This is a genomic window from Candidatus Dojkabacteria bacterium, assembly GCA_016927995.1.
GTDB lineage: Bacteria > Patescibacteriota > Dojkabacteria > JAFGLO01 > JAFGLO01 > JAFGLO01.
Genome location: JAFGLO010000008.1, coordinates 16810 through 31983, shown reverse-complemented (window position 1 = coordinate 31983; position 15174 = coordinate 16810). Strand labels below are relative to the sequence as shown.

The 15174-nt window shown below is 38.1% G+C and carries 12 protein-coding genes; 10 read left to right on the top strand and 2 right to left on the bottom strand.

Features of this window, described 5'->3' with window-relative positions:
• Positions 1–32 precede the first annotated feature (32 nt).
• From JW962_02380 to JW962_02355, 6 genes are all read left to right on the top strand, one after another.
• Complete coding sequence (locus JW962_02380) at positions 33–908, top strand: glycosyltransferase family 2 protein (GenBank protein MBN1374159.1); 876 nt, start codon at positions 33–35, stop codon at positions 906–908.
• A 12-nt stretch (positions 909–920) separates the two neighbouring features.
• Positions 921–1589, top strand: coding sequence for a uracil-DNA glycosylase (locus JW962_02375; GenBank protein ID MBN1374158.1), 669 nt, complete (start codon positions 921–923; stop codon positions 1587–1589).
• A gap of 4 nt (positions 1590–1593) precedes the next feature.
• Positions 1594–2787, top strand: coding sequence for a glycosyltransferase (locus JW962_02370; GenBank protein MBN1374157.1), 1194 nt, complete (start codon positions 1594–1596; stop codon positions 2785–2787).
• 130 nt (positions 2788–2917) lie between these two features.
• Positions 2918–4351: a hypothetical protein gene (locus JW962_02365; GenBank protein ID MBN1374156.1), complete on the top strand. Its 1434-nt coding sequence runs from the start codon at positions 2918–2920 to the stop codon at positions 4349–4351.
• 158 nt (positions 4352–4509) lie between these two features.
• Positions 4510–5694: a transcription termination/antitermination protein NusA gene (nusA, locus tag JW962_02360; GenBank protein ID MBN1374155.1), complete on the top strand. Its 1185-nt coding sequence runs from the start codon at positions 4510–4512 to the stop codon at positions 5692–5694.
• Between the two features lie 155 nt (positions 5695–5849).
• The gene (locus tag JW962_02355) at positions 5850–7400 is read left to right on the top strand and encodes a GTP-binding protein (protein MBN1374154.1); all 1551 of its coding nucleotides are present in this window, start codon (positions 5850–5852) and stop codon (positions 7398–7400) included.
• Positions 7401–8008: 608 nt separating this feature from the next.
• Here the strand turns inward: JW962_02355 and JW962_02350 are convergent.
• Positions 8009–11233 (bottom strand): ATP-dependent helicase, encoded by a 3225-nt coding sequence (locus tag JW962_02350; GenBank protein ID MBN1374153.1) that lies wholly within the window; start codon positions 11231–11233, stop codon positions 8009–8011.
• Between the two features lie 157 nt (positions 11234–11390).
• Between JW962_02350 and JW962_02345 the strand changes: the two genes are divergently transcribed.
• Positions 11391–13040 (top strand): hypothetical protein, encoded by a 1650-nt coding sequence (locus JW962_02345; GenBank protein ID MBN1374152.1) that lies wholly within the window; start codon positions 11391–11393, stop codon positions 13038–13040.
• 96 nt (positions 13041–13136) lie between these two features.
• Positions 13137–13730, top strand: a complete 594-nt coding sequence (locus JW962_02340; protein MBN1374151.1) for a hypothetical protein — start codon at positions 13137–13139, stop codon at positions 13728–13730.
• A gap of 69 nt (positions 13731–13799) precedes the next feature.
• Here the strand turns inward: JW962_02340 and JW962_02335 are convergent, their stop codons facing one another.
• Complete coding sequence (locus JW962_02335) at positions 13800–14483, bottom strand: 50S ribosomal protein L25 (GenBank protein ID MBN1374150.1); 684 nt, start codon at positions 14481–14483, stop codon at positions 13800–13802.
• A gap of 169 nt (positions 14484–14652) precedes the next feature.
• Between JW962_02335 and rpmH the strand changes: the two genes are divergently transcribed.
• Complete coding sequence (gene rpmH / locus JW962_02330; GenBank protein MBN1374149.1) at positions 14653–14829, top strand: 50S ribosomal protein L34; 177 nt, start codon at positions 14653–14655, stop codon at positions 14827–14829.
• A gap of 14 nt (positions 14830–14843) precedes the next feature.
• Positions 14844–15167 carry a ribonuclease P protein component gene (rnpA, locus tag JW962_02325; GenBank protein MBN1374148.1) on the top strand — a complete coding sequence of 108 codons (324 nt, stop codon included), beginning with the start codon at positions 14844–14846 and terminating at the stop codon, positions 15165–15167.
• Positions 15168–15174: the final 7 nt, after the last annotated feature.

The window sequence follows — 15174 nt, the reverse complement described above, 5'->3', positions numbered from 1 at the left end:
TGATACTCGGAATTTATAACATAAAATCAAACGTGAAAAAACCAACTCCTACAATCAGCTGCGTTATCCCGGCATATAATGAAGGTCCTCGCATTGAAAAAGTATTATCTCTTGCATTATCTTATCGTAAATTTTCTGAAGTTGTGGTCGTAAATGATGGCTCATCCGATAACACACAAAAAATTCTTTCCGCTTACAAAAAGACTCATCCTCAACTTTCCATATTCAGACACAACCGGAACAAAGGAAAAACAGCAGCCATAATCAATGGAATTAAAAAGGCTAGCGGCCAGATAATTGTTCTTTTGGACGCTGACCTGGAAGATATCCTACTAAAAAACCTTGATCAGCTAATCAATCCTATTATCCAAGACGGATACGACATGACAATCCTCGATAGAATCAGTGATAGAAAAAGCATAATAGGGTGGACTAATATTCCAAGGTTATTAGGGGGCGAGCGGGCTTTTTATAAAGAAGAGTTTGAAAAGATAATTATCGATCCACAAAAGGGCTACCTTCTAGAGGTAATAATGAATACCCATTATGTTAAAAATAAACTAAAGGTAAAAACAATTTATTGTAGAGATCTAAAATCCTCGTATCAATTTAAAAAATGGGGCTTCTTTAAAGCTCTTTTTCGTTATGCAGACATGTTTATAAAAATATATAAAGAATCAAGAATTAAAGGCTTTTATATGCAAATTATAAACATTGAGGAGGACCGAATAGGAAAGGTTTATGAACTTACCAAGAAACTTCCTTTTTCACAGGTTACAAAGGCAATTATTATCCCGATTGGACTTGGACGTGCAATCCTTACAACAATTAGAACTAACCTCCCATTGCTAAAGGATCTTTATAAAATTGCACCGGGACTTGAAAAAGCTGATATAATAAAGGAATAACTTCGGTTAACAATGCATTTGGACAAGAAACAGGCTTACCTCCCACTAAGAAATAAAATTGCGGATTGTAGTGCCTGTAGGCTTAGAGAAAATGCTACCCAGGTTGTTCCCGGGGCAGGTTCACTTAACGCCGAAATTATGTTTATAGGTGAAGGTCCCGGAGCTACCGAGGACAAAGAGGGGTTACCCTTTGTAGGATCGGCAGGCAAATTTCTAAATGAACTTCTGGAATCAATAGGCTTAAGTAGAAACAAGGTCTTTATTACAAACATTGTAAAATGTAGACCACCAAACAACAGAGAGCCACTACCCGACGAGGTATCTACATGCGCTCCATGGCTTGATAAACAAATAGAAATTATAGCCCCCAGGGTATTTATTCCACTTGGAAGACACGCACTTAACCGATTCATTCCGGGAAGGCAGGTAGGTAACGATCACGGAAACTGTTACGAATACCGAGGGAGGGTATATTTTATATCGTACCATCCTGCGTTTGCACTATACAACGGCAGTAATAGGCCGGTATTAATGGCCGATTTTCAAAAGCTTAAAAGTTTCCTAGATGGAAATTTGGAACCGGTAAAAATTGATGACACCGTATCGGATATTATTAAGACAAAAGAAACGGCTCAGGAGAAGAAAAAACCCACTCCAGTTAAACCGCAAAGTCTTTTTTAGAAAAATGAGTGAAATGGTGAAACAGTCAAATAGTGAAGCAGCCAAGGAAAAGCCTGCTCGTACATCACTGACTACTGATTATTCCGTAGCTATCGTTCACGATTACTTTATATGGGATGGGGGAGGTGAAAAGGTTGTTAAGGCACTTACAGAGGTTTTCCCTGCTGCTGATGTTTATACAGGACTTATTCTACCCGGGTTTAAAGGTTGGTTGCCCAAAAATGTTAAAACTACCTGGGTTCAAAAACTTCCTTTTTTAAAATGGTTTTATCCTGCATACGAACTTCTGCTTCCATTTGCGTTCGAGTCCCTAAATCTCCAAGACTACGATGTTATTATTAGTAGCACAAGCATATTTGCAAAAGGGGTAATTGGAAAACCAACGTCACGTCATATTTCATATATTCATTGCCCTCCAAGGTTTTTATGGGGCATGGAACCAAGTAGACAAGGCAGAATTCCAAAAATTTTTAGGCTTCCGGTTAAGTTTATAAATAACCTACTTAGAATCTGGGATTACTCCTCAGCACAACGGCCCGATATTTTAGTTGCAAATTCAGAAGACATAAGAGCTCGTATAAAAAAGGCATATCGCAGAGACAGTATTGTTATAAATCCACCCATTGATACCCCGCCTCCGGCAGAAACTATTGATCAACGTATAACATCTAACCTACAACATTTACCTCCGGATGGCTACTACCTATACCTCGGTCGACTTGTAGATTACAAAAAGGTCGACGTAATAATTGATACATTCAAGAAGCTTCCCAACCTAAACCTTGTAATAGCGGGCACAGGAGATATGGAAGAATCATTAAAGGAGAAAGCAAGAGGGCTTAGTAACATCATATTCACCGGTCGAGTAGATGAATCAGAAAAATGGGAATTATATAAAAAGGCCAAAGCCACAATACATATAAATCACGAAGATTTTGGAATAGTCCCTGTAGAATCAATGATGGCAGGTACACCGGTAATCGGATTAAACAAAGGTGGCACAAAAGAAACGGTAATCAATGGAAAAACAGGAATACTAATAGAAGAGCCAGCGGTAGAAGATTTAGAAGCTGCGATTAAAAAATTTGAGAAGATGAATCCATCTCAGCTAAGCTCCATTAAGGAGTCTTCCGTAGCCCGTGGAAATCTTTATACGGTTGCCGAATTCAAAAGGTGTATTAAATCCCTTACCCAATAACAACCTTACAATCCCCTTGATAAATTTCTTCCTAAAATGTAAATTTGATAAAAGATTCTTGTTACTTTGTTCTCGCTGTTTTCGTAATCAATTAACATAATACTGTTTTAACTTAATTCAACTTAAAGCTATGGGTAATCGAATTTCAAGACGAACCTTTTTAACAAATATCGGAGCAACAACCATAGGAACAGCTTTGGTTCCCAACTTACCAGTAATTCCCCCCCCCCTCGAAGTAACCACAGTTGAAAAACCAGACAATAAAGAGATGCAAGAAACGGCTCCAACTGAAGCTGTCGTTATACCAAGAGCGGTAGACACCTTAATCAGTCCATTTGCAACACAAGGTTCAATTACTTTGTCAACTCTACCAGACAACACAACTACATTAATCCATCAAGGACTTAGGGCAAATGGGACAGCCGTAACCCTTACATTGGGAACAAATCCAAAGGTTATGACTTACACGCATGGAGGTAGTGTAGCTATCACTACTGGAGAAGGTCTGTATTCACATGCATACCTTGTAGACGAGGATCCCACAGGTGATCAGAACCCTTTAGCTCCGGGAGATAATAGAGTTGCACGTGCTGTAGGTGCACAGTCCAATGTTGAAAATCCTGTTGTAGTTATGGCAACTACCCAAAGTGGGCAATCAACCCCAAATATGGTAAGATTTGCATTACAGACTCCAACGGAGGTCAAGTATCTTGATGAATTTCTTGCCGGCACAATACCCGACTCGTTGGAGGGATATAGCATTTCTGTCCAAGAATTATATACAAGTGGTAGAAAATTCTATTCAGCTACTTTATTTGATAAATCAACAGGTAAAATCGTTGGAGGTTGTTCAGTTTGGGCTGATGAGTTTGAGAGTTTGGAAACAGATTCTACCTTAAATAATAGCCTAGGTAATGCTCCTAGTATCAGAACTGAAACTACCGGCGATTCTGTTGACATAGCAACAACTTCAAATAAAGTTACAGATCCATCATCTGTTTCGATAGGTAATGGTTCAGTAATTTTTGGACGATACGTAAACAGAGATTCAACAATCGGAGCTAGTTTTGCATTTGTTGACCAAGGTGGAGTCCTTGTAACTCCAGTAGATATACAAGAACCAATAGATACAAACCACCTTCACGGGCTTACTTATATTGAAAACTTAACCATCTCCCTTCCTAATGGTTCGGAGCTTAAAGGAAACTTCTTTGCATCCCTTATTAGAATAGATGTTAACGGAGAAAAAAGACTCACATATAGATTATACGAATTTACCCCTACTCAACAACCATTAGTTCAATCAACACTAACTCCAATCTTAGATATTGAGCTTCCCGATTGTTCAGACGTTAAAGGAATACCGTGTTTGAGCGCAGGAAATAATATTGAACTTTTTCAGCGAACTGATGGAACAAATCCTCCGATTGGACGCTTTGATGTTTTATATCAAAGACTTACAAAACCTGAAGAAGAGGCTTTCGGAGCCAGCGTTTTGGTCCAGAGGACTGTAACTGGCGGGAGTAAGGTATTTCTTCCAGTTACTATGAAGAATGCTCAATAAAACCTTTAACAAGTTAATAAATCTATAAGTCACAACAAATCCTTCTTACTCACTGCTTACGCTAACTCATTAACTACTTCACTATTTCACCGGCTTACTGTATAATACCAACGCTATTTTAAAGAAATAATCCTAAGTTAATTTAATTTGTCCGTGAAATGGCTGTTCAGTCAGAGCTAATGACCGCAATAAACCAAATAAGTGCAGACCGTGGAATAGATGCAGATACAGTTTATCAATCTATAACCGATGCAATCAAGTCAGCTTACGAAAAAGAATATGGATCAGATGTCGAAATTGATATTGATATCGACCAAAGGGAAGGTATTCTTAAGGCATTTTTAACTAAAACCGTTGTTAAATCAGTTGAAAACAATCAAACCCAAGTTTCCAAAAAAGAAGCAGATACCCTAACCGGTCAAAAGGTCAAAATTGGCGACAAAATAAAGGTTGAAGTTCCCGTAAGTGACTTCGGAAGAATTGCCGCAAGAGCTGCTAAAAACGTTCTTATCGGCAGTATCAGAACCGCAGAGCGCGAGTCAATCTTTGATGACATACAAACAAAAATCGGGAATGTTGTATCAGCCAAGATTCAACGAATGCGAGGCGAAACCGCAATAGTGGAAGTTGATCGAGCAATTGCAATAATGCCTCCTGAAGAACAAATAGGAAACGAATTTTATAAAATCGGCGAGCGTTACAGAGTAATGATCAAAGGTGTCGAGGAAGTAAATAACCGAAAAGAAGTAATTGTATCTCGTGCAACAAACGAATTTCTGGCCGGACTATTTGAAATAGAAATTCCAGAAATAGCGTCGGGTTCTGTTGAAATAAAAAGTACAGCCCGTGAAGTCGGATTTAGAAGTAAAGTTGCGGTAACCTCCGATCAAGAAGGAATTGACCCTATTGGATCATGTATTGGTCAAAAGGGAGTAAGAATCTCAAATATTATGAATGAACTCGGGACGGAAAAGGTCGATGTTATTGAGTGGGCCGAAAATCCTGAACGATTCATTGCAAATGCACTTAGCCCCGCCAAAGTGATCGATGTAAAAATTAATAACAAAAATGAAGCCATTGTTAATGTGGACGATGATCAAGTCTCATTGGCAATAGGTCGAGAGGGTCAGAACGTGAGACTTGCAGCAAAATTAACAGGTTATAAAATAACCGTAACGGCAAAGAGCCTTAAGAAAAAACTCACAAGTGAAAGCGATGTCGAAGAATTGAATAAAGCTGCAATAGAAATGCGTGAAAAAATAATGGCAGAAGAGACAGCAAAGGCAGAAGAGGAAAAGAAAACCAAAGAGGAAGATAAGTCGAAGAGTGAACCAGTAAAGTAGTGAAGCAGGATAGTATTCTGGAGAACCGATATGTGAGAAGGAAATCGCTTTAGCACAAATTATAATAAGCAAAGGGCTTCCGCCGAACACATTGGTCGACAGGGAATACTGAAGCAGTAACGTTTCCGCGACTACAAAGTTAACCTACAATTACAATGCAAAAGAAAACACAACAAACACAAACAGCATGGAGAGCCCCTATTGTCGGTGTATTAGGTCATGTGGACCACGGAAAAACCACTTTACTCGATGCCCTTAGAAAGACGGCAATTTGGGACAGCGAAGCAGGCGGAATCACTCAACACATTTCATGGTCAACCCTTAATTACAATAACAAGCAAATCACATTTATAGACACCCCGGGTCACCAGGCATTCTCAATAATGCGTGAAATTGGTGGAAAAACTGCCGATGTTATTCTTTTAATAGTTGCCGCAGATGCGGGTGTACAACCCCAAACCAAAGAAGCAATCGAAATACTTAAAGCTGCACAGACCGAAACCATCGTTGTAATAACCAAAATTGATTTAGAAGGTGCAAACGCAGATAAAGTAAAACAGCAATTAAGTGAGGAAGGCATTCTTGTTGAAGGTTGGGGTGGCAAAACCCCCATTGTCGAAGTAAGCGCCAAGACAGGGCAGGGTCTAACCGATCTTTTAGAGATGATTATTCTTATTGCGGAACTTAAGGAGCTTACAACCACTCAGTCGGAGTATGGACTTGCCGTAATATTGGACGCTTGGGTCGATAAATCAATGGGTAAGTGTCTTGATGCAATTATTATTAAAGGCTCATTCAAGAAACGCTTCTTTATATCTTCGCCTCAAGGTACAGAACGTGCAGGTGTTTTATTTGATCAAAGCGAAAAGCTTGTTAATGAAGTTTCAGAAGGAAATGGCGTTAGAATAATTAGTCTTTCAAATATTCATTCTGCAGGAAAACTATTGTATTGTGCCGAAACAGAGAAAGGAATTGTTGCAGCAAAAGAATTTTTTAAAAATACTAGCTACCAGGAATGTGAATTAACTTGCAATCAACCAACAGAAGAGGTTGTAGCAGAATCCTTAGAGGAGCTTTTTACCGAAGAAACCAGAATTCCTCTCAACCTTATTTTAAAGGCCGATACTCCGGCAGTTCTCGACGCCGTTCGTAAAGAGTTAGATAATCTTCAAAAGACAACTCCGGACGTCGAATTTAAATTACACAGATCTGAAGTCGGACCCATTACAATTGCTGACGTTGAAAACGCTAGGGCAAGTAAAAACTCACTCATTGTAGGATTCAATGTTCCCGTGGAAAAGCTTGCAGAGAAAAAAGCAAAGGAGGTTGATGTGAGTATTAAAACCTATGCCATTATCTACAGAATGATCGATGATATTAAAGAGCGTATCACCTTACTTACCAAACCTACCGAACAAAAAGATATCTTGGGTAAAGCAAATGTTAAGCAAGTCTTTATCTTGACGGAAGGCGATAAAGTTGCCGGTTCGATTGTTACCGAAGGTAAAATTACTAAGGGAGCTCGTGTAGAAATCTTACGAAAAGGTGAAGTTATTGGTGAGTCAACTATTCAATCTCTTAGAATTCTAAAAGAGAAAGTTGATGTTGTAAATAAAGGATTCGAATGTGGAATCATTTTTAAAGATACCCTTGAGGTTTTAGAGGGTGATGAAGTTGTAACCTTTAGGATTAAGAAAATTAATTAATCCTAAGTTCTTCTAGTTTTTTTAATTAGCAGAAGTATTAGTAGAGAGTGTGTATTGGTGGACTATTTTTTTAAAAGTTCCAACGTAATAACGAAAATCGAGTAGATATTTCTTGTGGAAAAAAAGATCTACTTCAACTCTTTATCTAATCGAGCGTTTTCCCTTAAACCCGTTATCAAATAAAGCTTTTGTTTTGTTAATATTTTTGTGTATTTTGAAGTGGATGTATCTGTATAGAGTTTGGCAAGAATTTTCTTCATCCACATTTTTGGAAAACCGATAAGACTAGTCCACATTGCGTAACAGTGAAAAATAAACGTCACGACACATAGGCGGGACTGGTGTCAAAGTGGTTGTCTTGCAATCGTTTTGCCCCTGCATTTAGTAACATATTTGCCTGGACTTATCCACATTTATCCACAAAGAGGCCACGTGGTAAAGTGGTGAACTCCTAGCGGCCCTAAGTTTTGGATGGCTTGCGTATGCAGCTGTTACTAATATCTGTTTGAACGACGTAACCTGACGTGATAGTAGAGGGGTAGTTGGTCCCGGGTAGGGATATGTGAGACTATTTAATGCCACTTTAGGGGATATTTCTTTAGAAATCTTTAGGTCATTGCAAATTCGCACACATTTCTGTATTCGCAGAACCTACAAAGAGGCGAAGGGTTAGCCGTAAATTGTTTGGAATTAATCTTTTCGACGGCGGGGCCGATTTTTTCCCATAACTCGTTTTCAAGTTTATCGTAGTAACCTTCCGGAAGCTTTATAAGCTGATCTTTTCCATGATCAACAAAGAAAAGACTTATCTCGTCAACTTTTGACATAAATTTCTGGGTAAATGCATAGGCATATATTTTGAGTTGCATATCATTTTTTACGTCGGCAATATCCTTTAAGTTTCCTGTTTTGTAGTCGATAATCCTGAATTTATTATCATTTGTTTTATCAACTCTGTCGATTCTCCCTGTAAGCACAATATCCTTTAGAAGAACTTTAAACGTATCTTCAATTACCACAAGTGAGCCTTTAGATTCATAGTGCTTTGCGTAAAAGTTTTGAACGGTTTTCTTTGCTGTTTGCTTTTGTGCTTCGGATTCTTCTTTTGTATCAAAGGGCGAAGGATCCCAACTGTTATCGATAAACGCAAGTGCATTTTCGATTGGAAGTTGTTTATTATTTTGTTTTAAATAAAGGAACATATGCTTTAAAAGCTCGTGAATTATCGAACCGTAAAAAAAGGTTGCACTTTGTTTTGATGGGAGCTTTAGAATATACCGAAGTTTGTATTGATATGGACAACTTTCGTATGAATTAAGTTGGGAGTAGCTTAATGTTGAAACCTTTGGTTCCCAAAACGGAATGGCTTTATTGTCCGGGGTAAGACTGGAATCAATCATAATTTCGGAAAGTTTGTCTCGGTTAAGATCCGGCTTTGGTGTGGCGCTTGCATTTATTCCAAGTTCAGCCAAAAAGACACTTGGCTTTTTAATCTGTTTCCCGTCGTTATATTTTTGGGCAAAACTTAAGAATAGTCGACGTTTTGCTCGTGTTAGTGCAACGTAAAATAGCCGTCGTTCCTCCTGAATATGAAAATCTCCCTCGGGTAATATTTCATGAATAATATGGCTTGGTAAATCAATCGGATCTTTTCTATCATCCGATGGAAATCTCCTTCCCGCCAGTCCAACAAGAAAAACAGTGTCAAATTCGAGACCCTTCGCCTTATGGACCGTTAAAATATTTACTGCATCTACCGAACTAAATTCCTCCTCGTCCTCGGGCGGTTCACCGGAAAACTTTATGGAATCGATATATCTTACAAAGTCATCGGGATTAGTAGTTCCAAATTTTAACGAAAAAGTCTTGATTATGTTTAAAATTCGTTCAATATTATTAATTTCAATCTTTGCTGAAATATTATCTTCCTTTGTGAGGTTTATAAGTACATCTAGTTTTGAAAGAGTGTTGTAAACAATGAAGGTTAAATCCTTTTGATCTCGAACCAATTTAAGAGATTCTGCAATTAGATTAAATATTTTGGTAATCTTTTCAATGGAATCATCTTTTATATGAAGATTTATAATCTCGGGGGATAGTACGGGCTTGGCTTCAGGGTTATCAAGCGATAGTCCCAAATTACGTTCAATCCATAAAAGAACCGTCTCTTTGGAATATTTTGCCTTTTGGTTAATCAACATAAAGTCACGAGGATTTAGTTGGTTATATTTATGTCTAAGTAGATACAGCATTGAAAGATCGTCTGTATAATCAGTCAAAACACGCAGAAACGAAAGAATAAAAAGTACTTCGTCTTCCGTTAGCAGATTTTTGCCCTGTGCAAGGTTATAAGGAATTCCTGCTTTTGAGAAAACCTCGGTAATCTGATTTACGTGATTTAGGCTTCGGGCAAGAATTGAAATATCTGAGAGTGCGATATTTTTACTTGCTTCATTTTCCTGAATAAGTGTAAGTTGCCCGGGCTCTGTCTCTTTCTTAGGTTCAGAGATTACAATCTCAACAGAATTTGGTTTGCTGTCAGAATAGAGCTTGGAAAGTTTTATTCCTGTAAGTTTGGAAATTTCACGGGCAATCCATTCAGCCTCGTCGTAACCGGTTTCTGACACGGTGACGTTTATTTCTGTATCTAGCTCATTCCCCTGTGCCTTTAGCAGTTTTGAGATTTTGGTCTTTATTTCAAGCCTATCGGGGTTATTATTTTGAATACTTTGATATGCAAGATTTAAGATAGGTTGTGTTGAACGATAGTTGTCAACAAGTACATACACCTCAGTTTTAGGAAAATCTTTTTGGAATGTTAGTATATTTGAAATTGATGCACCTCTAAATTTGTAGATTGATTGATCGTCGTCGCCGACAACCATTAAGTTATTATTAGGATGGGCTAAAAGTTTCAAAAGTGCGTACTGTGCATAGTTTGTATCTTGGAACTCGTCAACCAATATATATTTAAAGAGCTGTTGATATTTCTTAAGAATTGCAGGTCTTTTCTTGAATAATTCGATTGTTTTTTGAACCATATCTCCGAAATCAAGAAGATTAAGCTCATTTTTTACAGACTCAAATTCCACAAAAACTCTTGCCAGTTCAAAATTTCCGGCCAATGTATTAAATTCTGCAGATACATCTTCGGGAATCTCTTCGACTTTTGGATAGATGTTAGCAAGATTTTTCCAGGATGGAATTTTTTTTGGGTTGCTTACAGTGTATACGAAAGAGTCAATCGTTGTTTTTACCTGATTTTTATCTAAAAGATTTTTAAACTGTGACTCAGAAAGTCCATGTTTTTTAAGGAAGGAAAGTAATGATTTGGTCACGTAATTAAAGAATTCCTGGGCGCTATATGCTTCATCTTGAACTCTACTAAAGAAAGACAAGATATCACTTACATATTTATATTTATTACCACTGGGACGGTATCTATCTAGTGAAAAAGCACGGATATATTCCTTAAAAAGGTGTATAGCTTCACGCTTATTTATTAATCTAAAACTTGGCTCCAAGTCAAAATGCACTGCATTTTGTTTTAGAATTTTTTCACAGAATGTGTGAAAAGTCATAATCCACTCGGTAAATGTCCCTAGCGGCAACGCTTGGTCAACACGCTCTGCCATTTCGGAGGCAGCCTTATTTGTGAAGGTTAAGGCAAGTATTTCGGAGGGTAGGGCTTTCTTTGTTTTTATTAGACTTACGATTCTTTGAGTTATAACAAATGTTTTTCCCGTTCCCGCACCTGCGATCACAAGTGCCGGACCATCTATATGTGCAATTGCCGCCTGTTGATTTTTGTTTATTTTCAGTGTCTTTTCCATTGTGTGTAGTATATAGCCTGAGTCTATGTATCGCAAGATTGTCCAAATAGTATTATCGATTATCCAGGTTGACTTGTACAAAAGACGAGTGATACTAATCCGACCTTTTGGTGTATAATACGAAACAGGATACCTTAAATAAGTTCTTCAAAACTACATGAAAGTTTTTACAAGAATCATTCTCACCGTTTTCCTGTTGGCGGATATTGCGTTCGTTGGATATTTGCTTCTGGATCCACATAAAACTAATACTCAAACAAATCTTGAAGATAACACGTCTTCGGTTGTCGACTGGACCGTTAGCAACTATAGTGAGACGGTAACTACATACAAACTTGGAACTCAGACAATTCTTGAAGTTAACTCAAGTGCTACAACAGATCAGATTGTCGAAGCGTTGGATAGCTCGATATCACAGGCAGAAACGGCTTCTAACACTCAAGAACCCGTAAGTACGCCGGAAACTACAATTGTTAGCAATATATCCGCAGAATCTGATATAAAAGCTGCATCTATTTCAACCGTAAACGTTGTTGGTCCTTCCGGAACGCAACTGGCATACATTGATTCAGAAGTTGTCGATAGGGTTAAGTATCAAAGAATAAAAGATATAAAGATTTACCAGACCGAACAATCAAACATGCTTTCTGTTGAACTTCCTTCTGGATATAGTGCCAATATTGAAGCATTGATAATTTATCCAAATGGAAGGGCGCCAGAATATTGGACTTGGACTGTAAATTTAGATTCAGAAGTGATTACGTTGGATGAATCAACCCAGGATAGAGTAACTGCTCCGTCAGCAGAAACGGCTAATAAAGTACCATTAATTGTTGCAATGGATGAACATATAAATTTTATTGTGGGTCAGGGTACAACCGCAGTGAAGTTTAAATTTGTTAGAAAAGATGGTTATTCTGCAGAACTTACCGATATGACTAGACTTCCATTTGCTCCAATGACATATATAGATACTAAAAGGTCCGGATTTTATTTTGATATGGATTGGATGATGACCGATAGGTTTACAATGCCTGCACAGGTTGACTACTATGAGCTTACAGTAATGCATGCAAATGGTGAGATAGCAACATATCGATATGAACAGGATGACACCGATTTTGGTGTTTACGTTAAAATGCCACAGGTTGACGACGTAACTCAAGGCTATGTTTTTTACGAAGAATATCCCGGAAGTTGGTTTGCTCAGTCCGAATACTTAGAGGGAAAGACTATTTCAAAAACAGGTCAGCTATATTTTGTTTGTTGGGAATCTTTCTCTCGGTTAAGAAGCAGGAAAACATTATACGAAGTATTCCCGAGTGTTTTTACGGATGATTCTATATCTATAATTCCTTTCTACTCAGGATACCTTTCATATACTTGGCCCAATGAGATTTATCTCTCGTCAGGTGATGTTTTGGGTGGACATGGTGCCGGTAATAACTTTATTTATGTTCCAGAGGCTACCGAGGAGCAAGGTGTTGATCTAATTGTTTCGGGAGTGAGTAGGAACGCTTATTATTACTATATTGATTTTTGTAATGTAGGAACAAGTTCCAGTGACGGGTTCTTGACATTGAGTATAAAAAATAAGGAAACGGGTGTATTATTTGAAACCAACCATCATTACCCATTTTCCGTTCCGGAACCCGGTACTTGTATGCGTACGGGTAGTATAACTCGTGGCGTAATAGGGGATAATGGAGGGGATCAGGTTATGCATATTGAGGCCTCGGTTGATTATAGAGATACGGTAATTGAAACAAATGAGTTAAACAATACTTTTGAAAAAAGTTTTGAATAACCTTGTTTCTAATTGGTTAAAACATTGTCTTTTTGACTAAATAAGAAAGAAAAGATTTATAGCGTGGACATTTTAAGTGAACCTCGAAACAGGTTCATGGATTTTGGTGCTTTTGCTTCCATACTTTTGGAAGCATCAAATGCCCGGGATTTAATTCATAGGCTTTCACTCGAATCCGGGCCTTTAATGGTTAGACAAATGGTTTCTCCTCAATTTGGGAAAGACAAAATATATATTCAACAACCGGCTGCGAACGAAGATACCAGGATTGTTTCGGGAAGTCGTTTTGCAAGAATGTATACGTGCGCAGAACCATGGGGACAACTACAGGAACTACGGGCGAGGGTTGAAGTTTTATGTAACGGCGATAAAGATTATATAGAATTGACAAATCCGCAAATTTTTAAAGATGGGAAGTATTTAGATGTTTCCTCGTTTACTGATTGGGGACTCCCTTTTGTTTCGCAGACTAAAAACCCCGAAACCGTCAACTTGGTCGTTGCCGGAAGAGATAAATATGCGGTGCTTAAAGAAGTAGATGGCAGTCCCGTGTTAAGCTTTGGGTTTCGTATCCAGCCTGTAAGACATGCCCAAGAGGTGCAATATCCAACCTGGATAGAAGTAGGGGCTATCGAATTATCAGATGAAACGAACAATGATATATCTGCTCTTAAAACTTTCTTTAGTTGACTTTTGATACTAAAATCCCACCCCAAACAGGGTATCATAAAAGGATTTAGTGTTAGAACGATATCCGGTTTACTCCTTGGGTTGCTCATCGTTAGCGGATTCACCATCCGAAAGGTTTTCACTTTCTTTTCCGGTAGAATCGCTCTCCTCCTCGGATTCTTCACCCGGGGTGGTTTCTGTTGTTTCTTCAATAACCTTTTGAGCCTTGGCTATAGTCACAACCGTTCGTTTTAATTCCTTTTCGGAAAGACTTAAATTCTCGGGGAGCTTTAAATCTTCGACCAATACGTTGTCACCGATTACTTTGAGTGTAGTAATATCAACATCTATTTGGTCCGGAATGTAATCTGGGAGACAGGTGACCTCGACCTGATCAAGCTCATGTACAAGAACTCCAATGTTATTTTTAACGGCAGGTGAAATCCCGGTAAGTACAACCGGAACGGAAACTGTAACAGGGGTATTTTCATTAACTGCCATAAAGTCTACGTGAAGTATATCGTTGGTTACCGGATGCATGACAACATCCTTAATGATTGCCAAGATTAGTGTCTCATCAAGTTCGAGCTGAACCGGTCTTGCTGAGCTTAGTCTACCCATGACTTCGTGTAACGTTTCTTGGGTTAGCTGAATATTCTTGGATTCGCGATTTTTTCCATAACCATAGATTACAGCAGGGGTAATACCGTCATTTCTTAAGGTTCTGCATGCTTTTCCGGTAACGGTCCTTTTGTCTACGTGAATATCTTCCATTAACTTGTAGATTAAATTAGGTTTTAGCTTCTTTGTAATTTCAGTAGGGAAGCAGACTTCATTGACACTGTGAAAGTAACGGTGTATTATACACTAGTTACATTTACTCCGTAAAGAGTTATCCATTATTCTTGAAATAATACTGAAAATTAAATTTTAAAAAATTGTCATGGCAAAGACAAAACGTACCTATCAACCCAACAAAAGAACCAGAAACAAAAAGTTTGGATTTAGGGCCAGAATGGCAACCAAAGATGGACGAAAAGTTATAAAGCGAAGAAAATTAAAAGGTCGGGAAAGTCTTTCCGTTACAAAAGAAATGACAGGACTTGGCAAAAAGTTTTAGTTTCTTTTTTTCTTATGGGTAAATTTTTTGACACGGTATCGTCTCCCAAGCAATTCTCGTTGATAAAGTCGAAAGGTAAATATTTTAGGACCGAGTATGGATACGGGTTTATTCTAAACACAGATCTTAAAAAAAGCGTTCTTTCCGTAATCGTTTCAAAGAAAGTATCAAAGCTTGCAGTGGTTCGAAACAGGATTAAACGGTTGTTTAGAGCCGCATTTACTGATATATTACGCAAGTCAAAAGACAAGAGCGTAGGTTTGGTATATGTTTTTAAAGGTCACAAAAGTCCACACTATAAAGAGGTTTGGGATACATTAACAAGAATAATAAATTAAAAAGGGC